This window comes from Mycoplana sp. BE70 (assembly GCF_031455855.1).
In the GTDB taxonomy this organism is placed as follows: Bacteria; Pseudomonadota; Alphaproteobacteria; order Rhizobiales; family Rhizobiaceae; genus Mycoplana.
In genome coordinates, this window is the sequence record NZ_JAVDTM010000002.1 from 504,016 (window position 1) to 521,823 (window position 17,808).

15 protein-coding genes are annotated in these 17,808 nt (G+C 62.8%); 6 read left to right on the forward strand and 9 right to left on the reverse strand.

Annotated elements, in window-relative coordinates; genetic code table 11:
* Positions 1-120: 120 nt before the first annotated feature.
* Complete coding sequence (locus J2Y48_RS05710) at positions 121-1,518, reverse strand: RsmB/NOP family class I SAM-dependent RNA methyltransferase (protein ID WP_310414026.1); 1,398 nt, start codon at positions 1,516-1,518, stop codon at positions 121-123.
* On the reverse strand, positions 1,509-2,471 hold the full coding sequence (gene htpX / locus J2Y48_RS05715) for a zinc metalloprotease HtpX (protein WP_310414028.1): 963 nt from the start codon (positions 2,469-2,471) through the stop codon (positions 1,509-1,511). The genes J2Y48_RS05710 and htpX overlap by 10 nt, the downstream gene beginning before the upstream one ends.
* A 128-nt stretch (positions 2,472-2,599) precedes the next feature.
* Here htpX and J2Y48_RS05720 point away from each other — a divergent pair, with 128 nt between their 5' ends.
* Positions 2,600-2,797, forward strand: coding sequence for a DUF1674 domain-containing protein (locus J2Y48_RS05720; RefSeq protein WP_310414031.1), 198 nt, complete (start codon positions 2,600-2,602; stop codon positions 2,795-2,797).
* Positions 2,798-2,848: 51 nt separating this feature from the next.
* Positions 2,849-3,322: a thermonuclease family protein gene (locus J2Y48_RS05725; RefSeq protein ID WP_310414034.1), complete on the forward strand. Its 474-nt coding sequence runs from the start codon at positions 2,849-2,851 to the stop codon at positions 3,320-3,322.
* 120 nt (positions 3,323-3,442) lie between these two features.
* Here J2Y48_RS05725 and acs read toward each other — a convergent pair whose 3' ends face one another.
* Positions 3,443-5,398 carry an acetate--CoA ligase gene (gene acs, locus J2Y48_RS05730; protein ID WP_310414037.1) on the reverse strand — a complete coding sequence of 652 codons (1,956 nt, stop codon included), beginning with the start codon at positions 5,396-5,398 and terminating at the stop codon, positions 3,443-3,445.
* Between the two features lie 215 nt (positions 5,399-5,613).
* Between acs and J2Y48_RS05735 the strand changes: the two genes are divergently transcribed.
* On the forward strand, positions 5,614-6,315 hold the full coding sequence (locus J2Y48_RS05735) for a DUF1013 domain-containing protein (RefSeq protein WP_310414041.1): 702 nt from the start codon (positions 5,614-5,616) through the stop codon (positions 6,313-6,315).
* A gap of 77 nt (positions 6,316-6,392) precedes the next feature.
* Here the strand turns inward: J2Y48_RS05735 and J2Y48_RS05740 are convergent, their stop codons facing one another.
* Together J2Y48_RS05740 and J2Y48_RS05745 are read right to left on the reverse strand one after the other, a co-directional pair.
* Positions 6,393-8,300 (reverse strand): propionyl-CoA synthetase, encoded by a 1,908-nt coding sequence (locus J2Y48_RS05740; protein ID WP_310414044.1) that lies wholly within the window; start codon positions 8,298-8,300, stop codon positions 6,393-6,395.
* Between the two features lie 172 nt (positions 8,301-8,472).
* The gene (locus J2Y48_RS05745) at positions 8,473-9,129 is read right to left on the reverse strand and encodes a YggS family pyridoxal phosphate-dependent enzyme (RefSeq protein ID WP_310414046.1); all 657 of its coding nucleotides are present in this window, start codon (positions 9,127-9,129) and stop codon (positions 8,473-8,475) included.
* Between the two features lie 195 nt (positions 9,130-9,324).
* Between J2Y48_RS05745 and leuS the strand changes: the two genes are divergently transcribed.
* From leuS to holA, 3 genes are read left to right on the forward strand one after another with little or no spacing between them, the layout of a single operon-like run.
* Complete coding sequence (gene leuS, locus J2Y48_RS05750; RefSeq protein ID WP_310414052.1) at positions 9,325-11,943, forward strand: leucine--tRNA ligase; 2,619 nt, start codon at positions 9,325-9,327, stop codon at positions 11,941-11,943.
* The gene (gene lptE / locus J2Y48_RS05755; protein ID WP_310414055.1) at positions 11,930-12,451 is read left to right on the forward strand and encodes an LPS assembly lipoprotein LptE; all 522 of its coding nucleotides are present in this window, start codon (positions 11,930-11,932) and stop codon (positions 12,449-12,451) included. Before leuS ends, lptE begins: the two co-directional genes overlap by 14 nt.
* A gap of 6 nt (positions 12,452-12,457) precedes the next feature.
* Positions 12,458-13,492, forward strand: coding sequence for a DNA polymerase III subunit delta (gene holA, locus J2Y48_RS05760; protein WP_310414059.1), 1,035 nt, complete (start codon positions 12,458-12,460; stop codon positions 13,490-13,492).
* Between the two features lie 12 nt (positions 13,493-13,504).
* Here the strand turns inward: holA and J2Y48_RS05765 are convergent, their stop codons facing one another.
* The 4 genes from J2Y48_RS05765 to mnmG are packed head-to-tail and all read right to left on the reverse strand — an operon-like array spanning position 13,505 to position 17,741.
* Positions 13,505-14,401 (reverse strand): ParB/RepB/Spo0J family partition protein, encoded by an 897-nt coding sequence (locus J2Y48_RS05765; protein ID WP_310414062.1) that lies wholly within the window; start codon positions 14,399-14,401, stop codon positions 13,505-13,507.
* 20 nt (positions 14,402-14,421) lie between these two features.
* Positions 14,422-15,216: a ParA family protein gene (locus tag J2Y48_RS05770; RefSeq protein ID WP_310414065.1), complete on the reverse strand. Its 795-nt coding sequence runs from the start codon at positions 15,214-15,216 to the stop codon at positions 14,422-14,424.
* Between the two features lie 12 nt (positions 15,217-15,228).
* On the reverse strand, positions 15,229-15,864 hold the full coding sequence (gene rsmG / locus J2Y48_RS05775; RefSeq protein WP_310414068.1) for a 16S rRNA (guanine(527)-N(7))-methyltransferase RsmG: 636 nt from the start codon (positions 15,862-15,864) through the stop codon (positions 15,229-15,231).
* Positions 15,861-17,741 carry a tRNA uridine-5-carboxymethylaminomethyl(34) synthesis enzyme MnmG gene (gene mnmG, locus J2Y48_RS05780; protein WP_310414070.1) on the reverse strand — a complete coding sequence of 627 codons (1,881 nt, stop codon included), beginning with the start codon at positions 17,739-17,741 and terminating at the stop codon, positions 15,861-15,863. Before mnmG ends, rsmG begins: the two co-directional genes overlap by 4 nt.
* Positions 17,742-17,808 lie beyond the last annotated feature (67 nt).

Sequence of the window (17,808 nt, forward strand, 5' to 3'; positions counted from 1 at the left end):
TCCCGCATTCCATTGGTAGGCACAGGATGTCGTTGCGTCAATTCGCCGTGCCGTACGCGGCTGTTGATGGCTGGACGGCGGTGGCGGCTTCATGCGCTGCCGGGGTGCGCATTTTTCTCATTACTGCCGCTGGAGCAGCACGGCATAGAAGCCATCCAGTCCGCCGGCTGTGGCCGCATCTCCCGGCAACATTGCCGGCGTGGCGCGAAACTCGCCAAGCGGCGATATCGCCTCCTCCAAACCCGGCCAACGGGCGGGATCGATGGCAACCCGCGACCAGCCGGACGCGTCGGTCAAGACGCGCGCGGTAACGTCTTCGCCCTCCCGCGGATCAAGGGAACAGTTGGAGAAGACGAGATGGCCGCCGGGCCTCACCAGTGTCAGCGCATGCCGGAGAAGCTTCTCCTGCAGCTGCGCAAGTTTTGTGATGTCCTGCGGACCCTTCGTCCAGAGCACGTCGGGATGGCGGCGGATGGTCCCGGTCGACGAGCAGGGGGCGTCGAGAAGAACGGCATCGAAGAGATCGTCGGGACGGAAATCGAGAAGGTTCGTCTCGACGGTTGTGGCCGACAAGCCGAGCCGATCGAGATTGGCCTCGAGCCGCTTCAGTCGGTTTGCATTCTGGTCGAGGGCCGTGACCTTCGCACCCGCGTTTGCAAGTTGCGCGGTCTTGCCGCCAGGGGCGGCGCACAGGTCAGCCACCCGCTGCCCTGCGAGGGAGGGGAACAGCCGCGCCGGGATCGCCGCGGCGGCGTCTTGTACCCACCATTCGCCCTCAGCAAAGCCATCAAGGTCGGGGATCCGGCCGGCAAATGCCGCCAGGCGCACCGAGCCGGTCGGCAAGACCTTGCCGCCGAGCCGCGTTGCCCACGCCTGGGGCTCGGTCTTGACCGTTAGGTCGATCGCCGCCGGCGCAAGCAGCGACTCGGCGATTTTGCGGGCATGATCTTCACCGTAGACTGCTACCAGCCGGTCGAAGAACCAGCCCGGAACGACCGGAACGGTGTGCGTTGCGGTCAGATGCGGTCCCTTCTCACGCGCAAGACGCCGGAGCACGGCATTCACGAGATTGGCGAATCGGCGGCTGCGCGGGTCGGATTGCGCCTGCTCCACCGCCAAGTCCACGGCGGAGTGGTCCGGAACGTCAAGGTAGAGTATCTGCGCAGATGCAACTGTAAGTACGTGGTAGAGCGCACGCGCACCCTCTGGCAGCGGCGTTTCCACCAGCGAATCGATGATCACCTGGATCCGCGGAAGGTGGCGGAGGGCGGTGTTGAGCATCGCGCGCACCAGCGCCCGGTCGGCTTCGTTCAGCGCTCGGTAGCCGGGATTGCCATTGTCCGCGTCAAGCATTCCATCCAGCGACGTCTGCCGATCGATGACCGCGGCGAGCAACTTCGTGGCGACCTGACGGGATTTTAAGCCGGGCTTTTCGGGCTGTCCGTCCGGTCGGCTATCGCGAGTTCGGGCCGGCGCGCGTTTTTGTTTCGGTTGCGATTCGTTTCTCGTCAAGACCAAGGACCTTTGGGTGGCTCTGAACCACCGCGTCCCCAGCCGGTCGTCGGAACGGAACGCGATTTCCGCCCGGCCTTAGCAGCCCCCGGCTGTCCCGTCGAGGTCTGGCGCATCTGGGCCGCCATTTGATCGAGCGCGGCGATCCGATTGCCGGTGTCGGGATGGGTCGAGAACAGGTTGTCCATCCGGGCACCAGACAGCGGATTGATGATGAACATATGGGCCGTAGCTGGATTGTGCTCGGCCTCGTCGTTGGGAATTCGGCCGGCTGCCATGGCGATCTTCTGAAGGGCGGTCGCAAGCCATAACGGATTGCCGCAAATCTCGGCGCCGCGCCGATCGGCGGAATATTCTCGGGTGCGGCTGATTGCCATTTGCACCAGCATCGCGGCGAAGGGAGCGACAATCATGGCAATCAGGATCCCGATGAACCCGAGCGGGTTGTTGTTGTTTTCCCGGTTTCCGCCGAAGAACATGGCGAAATTGGCGAGCATCGAGATTGCGCCGGCGATCGTCGCCGTGATCGTCATCGTCAGGGTGTCGCGGTTCTGGACGTGGGCGAGCTCGTGCGCCATGACACCGGCCACCTCTTCGTATGAGAGCGCCTGCAGGAGACCCGTCGAGGCGGCCACCGCCGCGTTCTCCGGGTTTCGACCAGTCGCAAAAGCGTTCGGCTGGTCGCTGTTGATCACGTAGACACGCGGCATCGGCAGCCCGGCGCGGGCCGCGAGATCGCGGACGATGCCGTAGTATTCCGGTGCGCTGCGCTCGTCGACTTCCTTGGCGCCGTACATCGACAGCACCATCTTGTCGGCATTCCAATAGGAAAAGAGGTTGGTGGCTGCGGCGATTGCGAGCGCGATCATCATGCCGCTCGTGCCGCCGATCAGAAAGCCGACACCCATGAACAGCGCGGTCATAAAGGCCAACAGCATTGCCGTGCGGACAAGATTCATGGTTGCCTCCAGGCAGAAGCGCGGCTGCGGCGATGTTTCACGTGAATCAAGGCTTTGCCGCGATTGGTATCGTGCCTATATGATGGGGAAGCTAGGGCCGATCTTCAATATCTCGCGACGAGGATGCAATGCAGGGCGACAATGACAATTCCGGCGGCGACGGTCGCGTCCTTCCCCCCGCAGCGGTCCGCGCGCTGAAGGAGGCCGAAGCGCGCCGTACCGCCGAGAAGCCGGTTCCGCTTCCCCCGGAAATCGGCGGACGCGGCGGGCTGGATCCGTCCCGTTTCGGCGACTGGGAGATTAACGGCCGCGCGATCGATTTTTGATAGGCGTTATTTCCTATTGCGTGCGGCGCAATTGCGGAATATCTTCCTATTATGTCAATCCACCGCCGCCTTTCCGCGTTGTTCCTGACATTGACCAGTCTGTTCCTGGCCAATGCTACCGCTCATGGTGCCGACGGTATCACCACTAATGTGATCGCGGGTCCGGTCGCCGCGCAAGTCATACGCGTGGTAGACGGTGACACCATCCTTGTCTCGGCTCGCCCATGGCCGCAACAGCACGTTGATGTCTTCGTGCGCCTGCGGGGCATAGATACGCCGGAGATGAAGTCTCGCTGCGCAGGCGACCGCGCTGCTGCCAAAACGGCAAGGGATCTATTGTCCAGCCTTGTCCTGGGTGGCGACAGCCTGTTCCTGACAGATGTCTCCGCCGACAAGTATTTCGGCCGGGTCGTTGCCGATGTCCATCTCGTTGATGGCCGGAATCCGGCTCACGACCTGGTGGCTGCGGGTCTTGCGACACCCTATGACGGTAGAACAAAGCGGCCCTGTGCCGACAGTGAGTGAAGCGCGGGCATGTTCGGCTACACCTCGGTTTTTTCGGACCGGGAACGGCGTTCGTCCACCGCTCGTTGATTTGTTCCCCGCCGGTGACAGCGGGGAACGGTCTGCGCCCGTCTTGGCTGCTCAGCCAGCGGCCCGGTTCTGGCGATTGGCGATGAGATCATCGACGACGGCCGGATCAGCCAGCGTCGAGGTGTCACCCAGCGCGCCGAAATCGTCTTCGGCGATCTTGCGGAGAATCCGGCGCATGATCTTGCCGGAGCGGGTCTTTGGGAGGCCCGGGGCGAACTGGATCTTGTCCGGCGTGGCAATCGGCCCGATTTCCTTTCGGACGTGCTTGATTAGGTCCTGGCGAAGCGCATCCGTACCTTCCTCGCCCGCCATCAGCGAGACGTAGCAGTAGATACCCTGACCCTTCAGGCCATGCGGATAGCCGACAACGGCGGCCTCGGACACCAGATGGTGCGAAACGAGCGCCGATTCGACCTCCGCCGTACCAAGACGGTGGCCGGAAACGTTCAGCACGTCATCGACGCGGCCGGTGATCCAATAGTAGCCGTCCTCGTCGCGCCGGCAACCGTCACCGGTGAAATACTTGCCCTTGTAGGTCGAGAAGTAGGTCTGGATGAAGCGCGGATGGTCGCCGTAGACCGTCCGCATCTGGCCCGGCCAGCTATCGGCGATGCAGAGATTGCCGTCGCTCGCGCCCTCCAGGACATTGCCCTCGTTGTCGACGAGCTGCGGTTTGATGCCGAAGAACGGCCGCGTCGCCGAACCCGCCTTCAAGTCGGTCGCCCCCGGCAGGGGACTGATCAGGATGCCGCCGGTCTCCGTCTGCCACCAGGTGTCCACGATCGGGCACCGGGCGTCACCGACCGTGTTGTAATACCACTCCCAGGCTTCGGGGTTGATCGGCTCGCCAACCGAACCAAGCAGGCGCAGCGATGAACGTGAGGAGCGCTTGACGAAGGCGTCACCGGCACCCATCAGCGCGCGGATCGCCGTCGGCGCGGTGTAGAATATGTTGACCTTGTGCTTGTCGACCACTTCCCAGAAGCGGCCGGCGTCCGGGAAGTTCGGCACGCCTTCGAACATGAGCGTCGTCGCCCGGTTCGCGAGCGGGCCGTAGACGATGTAGGAATGTCCCGTCACCCAGCCGACGTCGGCGGTGCACCAGTAGATATCGCCGTCGTGGTAGTCGAAGACGTATTTGTGGGTCATCGACGCATAGACAAGATAGCCGGCCGTCGTGTGGAGCACGCCCTTCGGCTTACCTGTCGAGCCGGAGGTGTAGAGGATGAACAGCGGGTCTTCCGCCTTCATCTTCGCCGGCGGGCACTCCCGCGGCACGCTTGCCACCTCCTCGTGGTACCAGAGGTCGCGGCCCGGCGCCCACCCGGTCTTTCCGCCGGTGCGGCGGACGACCAGCACCTTGTTGACGATCACGAATTGCTTGGCGGCGATGTCGATCGCCGTGTCGGTGTTTTCCTTCAGCGGGATCGGTTTTCCGCCGCGCACGCCCTCATCGCAGGTGATGATGAACGTCGACTCGCAGTCGACGATGCGCCCGGCGAGCGCATCCGGCGAAAAGCCGCCGAACACCACCGAATGGATCGCGCCGATCCGCGCGCAGGCGAGCATTGCGTAAGCCGCCTCGGGGATCATCGGCATGTAGATCGTGACGCGGTCGCCCTTCTTGACGCCGTGCTTCTTCATCACGTTCGCCAGCCGGCACACATGCTCGTGCAGTTCGTTGTAGGTGATTTTCTTGTCGATGTAGGGATTGTCGCCTTCCCAGATGATCGCCACCTGGTCGCCATGCGCCTTCAGATGGCGGTCAATACAGTTGTAAGAGACGTTGGTGATGCCGTCCTCGAACCACTTGATCGGAACCTTGCCGCCGAAGGATGTGTTCTTGACCTTTGTGTAGGGCTTGAACCAGTCGATCCGCATCCCGTGCTTGTCCCAGAAACGCTCTGGATTTTCGACGCTCTCGCGATACCATTTCTGATAGGTGTCGTTGTCGATCAGCGCACGGCTTTTCGCGGATTTCAGGACCGGATAGGTCTTAGCAGACATAAACTCCTCCTCATGCGGTGTTCGGGCCTCCAGCCCGATCGGTCAGCGCCATTCATAACAGCTCAAGCCCTTACGGCAATTAGACAAAGGTCATTTGTTACTTGTAGAATTGCATTTCTGCGATGGTGGCGGTATAGAGATGCCCAATTCCCGGAAATCAGTGGTTAGACCCCACGGCCCGCGACACCGGCGCGGACGAACAAAGGATTGTATCCATGGCTCAACAACTGCTCATGCCAAAGGCGACCGCCGTCTGGCTGGTCGACAACACGGCGCTGTCGTTCGACCAGATCGCCCAGTTCTGCAAGCTGCACCCGCTCGAGGTCAAGGCGATCGCGGACGGCGAATCGGCCCAGGGCATCAAAGGTCTCGACCCCATCGCCACCGGCCAGCTATCCCGCGACGAGATCGCCCGCGCCGAAGCCAATCCGAATCACAAGCTCAAGCTTTCCGAGCCGAAAGTGCGCGTGCCGGAATCGAAGCGCAAGGGACCGCGCTACACCCCGGTCTCGAAGCGCCAGGACCGGCCAAACGCCATCCTCTGGCTCGTCCGCAACCATCCGGAACTGAAGGACGCCCAGATCTCGCGTCTCGTCGGCACGACCAAGTCGACGATCGAGCAGATCCGCGAGCGCACGCACTGGAATTCCGCCAACCTGACGCCGATGGACCCGGTCACGCTCGGCCTGTGCTCGCAGATCGACCTTGATCTCGAGGTCGAGCGCGCCTCCAAGGGCCGGCCGCTGCCGACGGCTGCGGAACTCGGCGCAACGCTCGAATCTGCGCAGGAAACTGAAAAGCTGCCCTTCGGCGGCCATGAGCGCGAGGAAGAGAAGGAAATCGACGCCGACGCCGTCTTTGCCAAGCTGAAGTCGCTGAAGTCGTCGCATCCCGAGGATGAAGACGACGATCTCTGAGCGATCGGCAAGTCGAAAAAAAAATGGCCCGGCCGCAAGGACCGGGCATTTTTTATGGTGCTTTACGTGAATGCACTTCAGACGCCGATTCCGTGCGTCGCCAGCGCCTCGCGTATCTCATCGAGAATGGCCGGATCGTCGATCGTTGCCGGCATTCTCCACTCCTGCCGATCGGCGATCTTCTGCATCGTTCCCCGCAGGATCTTGCCGGAGCGCGTCTTCGGCAGACGCTTGACACAGACGACGGTCTTGAGCGCTGCAACCGGCCCGATGCGGTCGCGCACTAGCGCCACCACCTCGCCCTCGATAACTGATGATTCACGTGAAACACCGCGGTTGAGAACGAGGAAGCCGGCGGGGATCTGCCCCTTCAACGCATCGGCGATGCCGATGACGGCGCATTCGGCAACATCCGGATGGCTGGCGCAGACCTCTTCCATCGCACCGGTGGAGAGGCGATGCCCCGCCACGTTGATGATGTCGTCGGTGCGCGCCATGATGAACACGTAGCCGTCTTCATCGAGGTAGCCTGCGTCGGCGGTCTTGTAGTAACCGGGGAATTCAGCCAGGCAGACGGCGCGAAAGCGTTCGTCGGCGCTCCAGAAAGACGGCAGGCAGCCCGGGGGCAGGGGAAGCTTCACGACAATGTTGCCGAGCGTCCCCGGCTCGACCGGGTGACCGGCATCATCGAGCACATCGATCGTGTAACCGGGCAGGGGCACCGTGGGCGAACCGTGCTTCACCGGCAGAAGCCCCAGACCGAGCGGATTGCCAGCCATCGGCCAACCCGTTTCCGTCTGCCACCAGTGATCGATGACCGGCACCTGCAGGACCTTTTCCGCCCACTGCAGCGTGTTCGGATCGGCCCGCTCTCCGGCGAGGAAGAGCGCCCGCAGTGAACGCAGGTCGTATTTTGGGATCAGTGACCCGGACGGGTCTTCCCTGCGGATGGCGCGGAACGCGGTCGGCGCGGTAAACAGGACACTGACCTGATGCTCCTGGATCACCCGCCAGTAGGCGCCGGCATCCGGCGTGCCGACCGGTTTGCCTTCGTAGAGGACAGTCGTGCTCCCGTTCAGAAGGGGCCCATAGACGATGTAGGAATGGCCGACCACCCAGCCGATGTCCGAGGCAGTCCAGAACACCTCGCCGGGTCGAATCCCGTAGAAGTGCTTCATGCTCCAGGCCAGCGCCACCATGTGCCCGCCATTATCGCGCAGCACACCCTTCGGCTGGCCGGTCGTCCCGGACGTGTAGAGGACATAGAGCGGGTCGGTCGCGCGCAGCGAAACGCAAGGCACGGTTCGCCCGCCTTGCTTTGCCCGAGCGACGGCTACGGTGAAATCGACGTCGCGACCCTCGATCAATGAAGCCTCGAGTTCGGGACGCTGCAGCACGAGACAGCGCTCCGGCTTGTGGCCGGCCATCTCAAGCGCGGCGTCGAGCAAGGGCTTGTAGGCAACCACGCGGCCCGGCTCGATACCGCAGCTCGCCGTAATGACGATCTTCGCCTTGCAGTCATCGATGCGGGTCGCCAGCTCGTTCGCCGCAAACCCGCCGAAAACGATGGAATGGACTGCGCCGATGCGCGCGCAGGCGAGCATACTGAAGACCGCCTCCGGAACCATCGGCATGTAGATGATGACCCGATCGCCGCGCTCGACGCCCAGATCGGTCAGCACCGCCGCAATCGCCTGAACCTCAACGAGCATCTCGGCATAGGTGTATCGGCGCTTCTGGCCGGTCACCGGGCTGTCATAGATCAGCGCCGCCTGGTCGGCCCGACCAGACGCGACATGGCGATCGACGCAATTGTAGCAGGTGTTGGCTTCGCCGTCGGGAAACCAGTGTCCATAGACGCCCCGCTCGCCGTCGAACGCGATGGACGGCGCCTTGAACCAGTCAATCGCGCTGGCGGCTTCCGCCCAGAACGCGGACGGGTCCGCCTGCCATTGCGCATAGGTGGCTGCGTATGTGCTCGCCATGATGATGATGCTCCTCCGGTATTCGTCTGGCCGTCGAGACGGCTTCTCCGAAGGAAAGAATAGGCAACTCCCTTCACGCAGGGAAGCCAGACCATTGGGCTAGATGCATCCGGATTTCCCGGTCGCATTTGCCGATCATCACGATCGGACGGTCGAACCGCTCAAAATCGTGTTACCGCGAGCCGAAAATGGCCGACCCGACGCGGACGCTCGTCGCACCGAAGGCCACGGCCGTTTCGTAGTCCCCCGACATTCCCATCGACAGCCGCTCGACACCTGCCTCTTTCGCCAGTTTGGCCAGAAGCGCAAAATGCGGGCCCGGATTCTCGTCAAAAGGCGGAATGCACATCAGACCCTCGATATCGAGACCCAACGACCGGCAGAATACGACGAACGACGTCACATCCTCCGGCGCAATCCCGGCCTTCTGCGCCTCGAGGCCGGTATTGACCTGAACGTAGAGCCGCAGGCGCCGGCCCTGCCGTTGCATCTCCGCAGCAATTGCCTTGGCGATCTTCTCGCGATCGACGGTCTCGATCACATCGAACAGGGCGACCGCTTCCGCCGCCTTGTTCGACTGGAGCGGGCCGATCAGGCGAAGCTCCAGATCGGCCGTCTCGCCGCGGAGCCCGGGCCACTTGCCCTGCGCCTCCTGGACACGGTTTTCGCCGAACACCCGTTGGCCCGCGGCAATCGCCGGACGGATCGCCTCCGCATCGAAAGTCTTCGACACGGCAACAAGGGTCACCGCGTCCGGGGCACGGCCGGCCGCCAGGGAAGCCTTGCGGATTCGACCGCGAACCTCGTTGAGACGCTCTTCCAGTTCCATGCCCAGCCTCCGATGTCTGATCGTCTGCCCGGACCTAGCGAAATCGGTACGGCTTGCCAAGGGCGGGCCCTGGAGCGAAGCGCGTTTGAGGCGCGAGGGGCGGTCAAAAACTTGACGCTATCGCGGTTTCATGGTGAAGGTCTCGCCACCAATTCTCATGGGCTATGCCCACAGCTTTTCGGACAAATCGACGACATGGCAACCGAACGTTACAACCCTCGCGATGCCGAGCCCCGCTGGCAGGCAAAATGGAATGAAGAGAACGTCTTTCTGACCAAGAATGACGATCCGCGGGAAAAGTATTATGTCCTCGAGATGTTCCCGTATCCGTCCGGGCGCATTCACATGGGCCATGTGCGCAACTACGCCATGGGCGACGTCGTCGCCCGCTACAAGCGCGCCCGCGGCTTCAACGTGCTGCATCCGATGGGCTGGGACGCCTTCGGCATGCCCGCGGAAAACGCCGCCATGGAACGTGGCGTCCATCCGGCATCCTGGACCTACCAGAACATCGCCTCGATGAAAGCCCAGCTCAAGGCCATGGGCCTGTCGCTGGACTGGTCGCGCGAATTCGCGACCTGCGACGTCGAATATTACCAGCACCAGCAGCGGCTGTTCCTCGACTTCCTCGAGAAGGGTCTGGTCTATCGCAAGCAGTCGAAAGTGAATTGGGATCCGGTCGACAACACCGTGCTGGCCAACGAGCAGGTCATCGACGGCCGCGGCTGGCGTTCCGGCGCTCTGGTGGAGCAGCGCGAGCTGACGCAATGGTTCTTCCGCATCACCGACTTCTCGGACGACCTGCTGCAGGCACTCGATACGCTCGACCAGTGGCCGGAAAAGGTCCGCCTGATGCAGAAGAACTGGATCGGCCGATCGGACGGGATGATGATCCGCTGGGAGATCGCGGACCAGGCCGGCCTGACCGATGCCAGCGACGTGACGGTCTATACGACCCGTCCCGACACCCTGTTCGGTGCCTCGTTTCTGGCCATTTCGGCTGACCATCCGCTCGCAAGGGACGCCGCGAGTCATAACGCCGCGATCGAAGCCTTTTGCGAGGAATGCCGCCGTGCAGGAACGTCGCTTGCGGCGCTCGAGACGGCCGAGAAGAAGGGAATGGACACCGGCATCCGTGTCCGCCATCCGTTCGACCCGAATTGGGAACTGCCCGTCTACGTCGCCAACTTCGTGTTGATGGACTATGGCACGGGCGCCATTTTCGGCTGCCCTTCCGGCGACCAGCGCGACCTCGACTTCGCCCGCAAGTACAACCTCTCGGTCGTACCGGTCGTCATGCCGGACGGCGCCGACGCGGCCACGTTTGCCATCGCAGACGAGGCCTATGTCGGCGGCGGCGTGATGATCAATTCGCGCTTCCTGGATGGGCTTTCGACAGAGGCCGCCTTCGAGGAGGTCGCGAAAAGGCTGACGGAGACGACTGTCGGCAACGCACCGCAGGGCGAGCGCAAGGTCAATTTCCGTCTGCGCGACTGGGGGATCTCTCGCCAGCGCTACTGGGGCTGCCCGATTCCGATCATTCATTGCGAGGCCTGCGGCGTCGTACCGGTGCCGGCCAAGGACCTGCCGGTGAAGCTGCCGGACGACGTTTCATTCGACAGCCCCGGCAACCCGCTCGACCGTCACCCGACCTGGCGGCATGTCGGCTGCCCGCAGTGCGGCAAGGACGCTCGGCGCGAGACCGACACCATGGACACGTTCGTGGATTCGTCCTGGTATTTCGCCCGCTTCACAGCTCCCTGGGAGAGCCGGCCGACGGATCCTGCGGCAGCCGACGCCTGGTTGCCGGTCGATCAGTATATCGGCGGCATCGAGCACGCGATCCTGCATCTGCTCTACTCCCGCTTCTTCACCCGCGCGATGCAGGTGGCCGGCCATCTTGACCTGAAGGAACCCTTCAAGGGCCTCTTCACCCAGGGCATGGTGGTGCACGAGACCTACAAGCGCGGCCGCGATTGGGTGACGCCGGCCGAGATCCGCATCGAGGAAGTCGACGGCAAGCGTCACGCGATCCACCTCGAATCCGGCGAAGAAATTACCATCGGCTCGATTGAGAAGATGTCGAAGTCGAAGAAGAACGTCGTCGACCCGGACGACATCATCGCCTCCTACGGCGCGGACACGGCGCGCTTCTTCGTGCTGTCCGATTCGCCCCCGGATCGAGACGTGATCTGGTCGGAGTCCGGTGTCGAGGGCGCGCATCGCTTCGTGCAGCGCGTCTGGCGTCTGATCTCCGAAGCTTCTGGCATGTTGAAAGCTTCTCCGTCCCGGCCAGGTGACGACGGCGACGCTTTGGCTGTGTCGCGCGCCGCCCACCGGACGCTGAAGGCGGTCCAGGCCGACTACGACAAGCTGGCCTTCAACAAGGCCGTTGCGCGGATCTATGAGTTCATGAACGTACTGGCGTCACCGTTGACCCTGGTTGCCGAGGGCAGGGCGACTGCCGACATGATCGCCGCGGTGCGCAACGCCACCGAGATCATGATCGCCATGATCGCCCCGATTATGCCGCACCTGGCGGAGGAATGCTGGGCTGTGATCGGCGGGCAGGACCTTATCGCCCAGACCACGTGGCCGGCTTACAACGAGGCGTTGGTGGCCGAGAATGAAATCACCCTTCCGGTCCAGATCAACGGCAAGAAGCGCGCCGATTTGACAATCGCCCGCGACGCAGATCAGATGGCGGTCGAGGCGGCCGTTCTGGCCCTGGAGCAGGTTCAATCCGTTCTAGCCGGACAGAAGCCGAAGAAGATCATCGTCATCCCACAGAGGATCGTGAATGTTGTTGTCTGACGGCAGGAGCTTGAAGTTCGCAATTTCCGCGATTGGCCTTTTGGCCCTTACCGTCACCGCCGGTTGCCAGGTCCGGCCACTCCATTCGACCGGATCGGCCGGCGCTGGAGCAGCCGCGTCCGTCTCCGTGTCGGAGGCCGATGATCGCGTCGAACAGCGGGTCCGCAACGAACTGATCTTTCTGCTCGGCGGCGGCGCCGGCGAGCCAACCGCGGCCGCCTATCATCTGGAGTTGAGCGTCGCCTCGCGCGCAGTCGATGTGCTGGTTTCGTCGTCTGACGACGTTGCCCGCGCGGGCCGAATCGTCATGACGGCCGACTACAACCTGACGCGATCCGATTCCGGCGAAACGATTCGTTCCGGCAGGCGGCAAGTCGTGGCGCTCGTCGATTTCCCTGTCCAGGAGTTCGCCAAGCTGCGGGCAATTCGCGATGCCGAGAACAGGGCCGCTCGCGAGCTCGCTGAGCTGTTACGCGCAGATATTGCAACGGGCCTCGCAAAACGTTAGCCGGCTATGACAGAGATCAAGTCGCATGAGTTCGACGCGTTTCTAAAACGAGCACCCCGATCGGGCGGCATTTATTTGGTATACGGGCCCGATCGCGGTCTCGTGTCCGAGCGCGCGAGCCTGCTGGCGCGCTCGACGGGCGTTCCCCTCGATGACGCCTTCTCTACGCTGCGAATCACCGCGGCAGACCTCATCGGCCAACCGGGCAGATTGCTGGACGAGATGCACGCGATCGGTCTGTTCGGTGGCGATCGCCTTGTCTGGATCAAGGATGCCGCCAATGAGCGCCCGCTGCTCGAGGCTCTCGACCTGCTCAGCAAAGAGCCGCCCGTCGGCAGCACGCTGATTGTCGAGGCTGGCGACCTGAAGAAAGGGGCGGCGCTACGCAAAGCCGTCGAGGCATCGCGGAGCGCGGTCGCCATTCCCTGCTATTCCGACGACACGCGCGCCTTGAACGGACTGATCGATAATGAATTGGAAGCAGCTGGATTGCGGATCGCGCCCGCCGCCCGACAGCGACTGGTGGAATGCATCGGCGGCGATCGCATCGCCTCACGCAACGAGATCCGCAAGCTAGCGCTGTACTGTCAGGGACAGGGGCTCGTCGAGGAAGAGGATGTCATTGCGGCGATCGGCGACGCCAGCGCAATTTCCGTCGATGACGCAGTCGATGCAATTCTGAAAGGCGATCAGTCGGCGTATCTCACTGCCATGCAGAAGATCATGTCTTCGAAAACCCCGGTGTTTCTCGTACTGCAAGCCTGCCTGAAGCAGTTCCAATTGCTTGAACTGATGCGGGCGGAGATGGACGAGAAACGCCTCGACGCTTCGCAGGCGGTGGCGACGATGGGCCGTCATCTCCATTTCCGGCGCAAGCCGGTGATCGAGCAAGCGTTGAGGCGGTGGCGAAGCGACGCGCTCCGGCGCGAGACGTCGAGGCTTCAGGCCACTATTCTGCAAAGCCGGCAACGATCTGCGTTGGAAGGAACCATTGCGCTGCAGACGCTGCTGTCGACCGCGCTCCAGTCGGCCCGCGGGTAAGGAAACGAGCGGTTAGCGGCGCTCCAGCAGCCGGCAGATTTCTTCCAACTGCTCGAGCGTCTTGTAGCCGATGCGCAGATATCCGCCGCCGGCCTTGTGGCTGACCGTTACCTCAAGCCCCAGGCTGTCCGATAGCGTGCGCTCGAGCGCAAGCGTATCGGCGTCCTTTTCTTCCTTGTGCGCTGGCTTGCGGTTCTGGTGGTCCGGGTCGGCCTGCGCCTTGATATCGTTCTGCGCCAGCCGCTCGGCATCGCGGACGGACATTCCCTTCGCGACAATCGTTTTGGCCAGACTGACCGGATCCGACGTCGGCACCAGCGCGCGGGCATGACCGGCCGAAAGCGCGCCGGAGGCGAGCATGTCCCGTACCGGTTCCGGCAGCTTCAACAGCCGCAGGCTATTGGCCACGTGACTGCGGCTCTTGCCGATGATCTCGCCCAGGTCGTTCTGCGTATAGCCGTGCTCGGCGATCAGTTGATCGTAGCCCAGCGCTTCTTCCAACGGATTGAGATCGGAACGCTGGACGTTCTCGACGATCGCAATCTCCAATGCCGTGCGATCATCCACATCGCGGACAATCACCGGAATTTCCACGAAACCTGCGAGTTGGGCCGCCCGCCAGCGGCGTTCACCGGCGATGATCTCGAACCGTTCCGCTGCAATCGTCCGCACGACGACCGGCTGGACGATGCCGTGCTGGCGGATCGACGCCGCCAGGTCCTGCAACTCCGCCTCATCGAAGTAGCGGCGCGGGTTGCGCGGGTTTCGCCCGACGAATTCGATCGGCACCATACGGTCGGGATTGATCGGCGCCGGTTCAGCCGCACCGATTGCCACCGGCTGGTCCATTTCGCCGATCAGTGCGGCCAGACCGCGTCCGAGCCGCCGCTTCGCGTTATCGTCACTCATGATTGCCACTCTCAATAAGACTATGCCGCTTTACGCTGCCGTTCGCGCTGGATGACTTCGGAGGCCAGTTGCAGATAGGCCTGGCTGCCGGCGCATTTCAGATCGTAAAGAATAGCCGGCTTACCATAGGAGGGCGCTTCTGATACGCGAACATTCCGTGGGATCAGTGTGTGATAAACCTTTTCGCCCAGATGGGTGCGCACGTCGTTGACAACCTGCAAGGCAAGGTTGTTACGCGAGTCATACATCGTCAGCACGATTCCCTGGATGTCCAACGACGGGTTCACCGTGCGCCGAATCTGGTCGACCGTCTCCAGGAGCTGGCTGAGACCCTCCAGGGCAAAAAACTCGCACTGCAATGGCACCAGCACCGAATGCGCAGCCGTCATCGCATTCATCGTCAACAGGTTGAACGAGGGCGGACAATCGACGAGGATATAGGAATACGCAGACGCATCTTCGGAAAACAATGCGCGCCGCAGGCGAAAGACCCGATCGCTCTCTCCGGCGATCTCCATCTCGATTCCCAGAAGATCCATCGTCGAGGGCAGAATGGACAAATTGGGCACGGCGGTCTGCTGGGCGATCTCGCCGATGCTGTGCGTGCCGATCAGCAAGTCGTAGGACGAAAGCTTCCGGTCGCGGCGGTCGATGCCGAGCCCGGTGCTGGCGTTACCCTGCGGATCGAGATCGACGATCAGCACGCGCTCGCCAATGGCGGCAAGCGCCGTTGCCAGGTTGATCGCGGTGGTGGTCTTGCCGACCCCACCCTTTTGGTTCGCAATGGTTATGATCCGGTTGGGTAGGCTTGCCATTTGACTCCGCCGTCACTGAATGATCCGCGAAAGGTTCGTTATCTCCAGCACGACAGAATCGCGCTCAACGACACTTTGGTGTTTTACCAGATCAAAACGCCAGCGACCAACTGCTTTATCCACTTCGGTCTGGTAATCCCGGCCTTTATGGAAGTAGGCCCGGCAGTTTGGATTGGGCGTCATCCAGGGTGCGCTGAATTCAAGCAAGAGCGACAGGTCGGCTAGGGCCCGCGCCGAGATCGCGTCGCATCGCGGAATTGTGGTCGGCGCCGCCTCGATCCGAATGGGATGGACGCTGGCCAAGGCGCCGGTCTCGGCAATCGCGGTTCGCAAGAACGCCGCTTTTTTGTTGTTGCTTTCAACCAGATGCACCCAACCGCCGCCGACTTCGTGCAGGAGGATCGCGGTGATGATGCCGGGAAAACCGCCGCCGCTGCCGAGATCGACCCAGGTTCGCGGGCCGGGATCCAGTTGATAAATCTGGGCGCTGTCGCGGATGTGCCGCTCGCCGAACTCAGCCAGCGTCGAGGGCGCGACCAGATTAATGGTACGTGCCCACTTCTTGAACAGCGCAGCAAAGCGAATCAATCGTTCTTTCGTTTCACGTGAAACAGGCAAACCCGCAAGGGGAAGATCCGTATCCGTCATGCCCCGGCGCTCCGCACATCATTTCCGGTTGCCAGCTCCTCGCGCCGCAACGCCGTCAACAGCAGCGAGATAGCCGCAGGTGTCATCCCGTCGATTCGTGACGCCTGCGCCACATTGGCCGGACGGTGCTGCGCGAGCTTGCCGCGTAACTCGTTCGACAGACCCGGCAGACCGCTGAAGTTGAAGTCCGATGGAATAGTGCGCTGCTCCTCGCGCCGCACATCGGCGATGTCGGCCGCCTGCCGATCCATGTAGACCGCATAGCCGGCCTCGATCTCCAACGTCTCGCGCAGGCGGGCGGGTATTTGCGCCAATGCCGGCCAGACCGTCTCGAGCGAACCGATCGAATGCTCCGGGTAGGACAGTAACTCGTAGGCACTTCGTCTCTGACCATCCTGGTTCAGCCGCAGACCATGCTGCACCGCCTGGCTCGGGGTGATGGTCAGCGATTGCGTCATGCTCCGGAACCGGTCGAGGTCCGCTTGCCACGTCTGATACCGGTCCCGGCGGGCCGCCCCAACGATCCCCAGTTCAATCCCTAGCGGTGTCAATCGCAAATCCGCATTGTCCGCCCGCAGCGACAGGCGGTACTCTGCGCGCGAGGTGAACATCCGGTAGGGCTCCGCGACGCCGCGCGAAGTCAGGTCGTCGATCATCACGCCGATATAACTCTCCGTGCGGCTGAAATGGTGCGGCGGCAGCCCGCCAACGCGCCGGGCCGCATTCAGGCCGGCCACCAACCCCTGGGCGGCGGCCTCCTCGTAGCCGGTCGTGCCGTTGATCTGCCCCGCCAGAAACAGGCCCGGCTGTTTCTTCACTTCCAACCCATGCGTCAACTCGCGCGGATCGACGTGGTCGTACTCGATCGCATAGCCCGGCTGCAGGATCTCCGCGCGCTCCAGACCCGGGATCGTGCGAATGAACGCCGCCTGGACGTCCGCGGGGAGGGAGGTCGAGATGCCGTTCGGGTAGACGGTGTCGTCCTCGAGCCCCTCCGGCTCGAGAAAAATCTGGTGGCCGTCGCGCTCGCCGAAGCGGACGATCTTGTCCTCGATCGACGGACAATAGCGTGGCCCGACGCCCTGTATCTGTCCGGAATACATGGCGGATTGGCCGATGTTCTCCTCGATGATCCGGTGGGTCTCACCCGTCGTGCGCGTGACACCGCACTCGATCTGGGGATTCACGATCCGATCAGTCATGAATGAGAACGGAACCGGATCCGCGTCGGCCGCCTGCCGACCCACATCATCCCAGGCGATCGTCTTGCCGGACAGGCGTGCCGGCGTTCCGGTCTTCAGCCGTCCGAGGTTGACGCCGAGCCGGGCGAGCGTGTCCGACAGTCCGACGGACGGCTTCTCGCCGACTCGGCCGGCGGGTACCGTCTCGTGACCGATATGAATCATGCCGCGCAAGAACGTTCCGGTCGTCAGCACGACGGCTCGGCAGGCGATTGTCCGTCCGTCCGCGGTGTGGACGGCGGTGATCTCGTCGCGTTCGAGCTCGATATCGAAGGCATCGCCCTCGATGATGTCGAGGTTCGCGACAGCGGCAATCTCTTCCAGCATTGCGGCGCGGTAGAGCCGGCGGTCAGCCTGTGTCCGCGGCCCCCGCACCGCAGGGCCCTTGCGCCGGTTCAACAGGCGAAACTGAATTCCCGCGCGGTCAGCAACCCATCCCATCAGCCCGTCCAGCGCGTCCACCTCGCGGACGAGGTGCCCCTTGCCGAGCCCGCCAATGGCGGGGTTGCACGACATGACACCGATGGTCTGTCGCGAGTGGGTCAGCAGCGCGGTGCGCGCCCCGGCGCGGGCGGACGCGGATGCGGCTTCACATCCGGCATGCCCCCCGCCAATAACCACAACGTCGTACTTCATAGTTCTTCCCACCTGGCGCTCGCCATTACTGGAATCGTTTCACGTGAAACACCGCCCCGGACTCGTT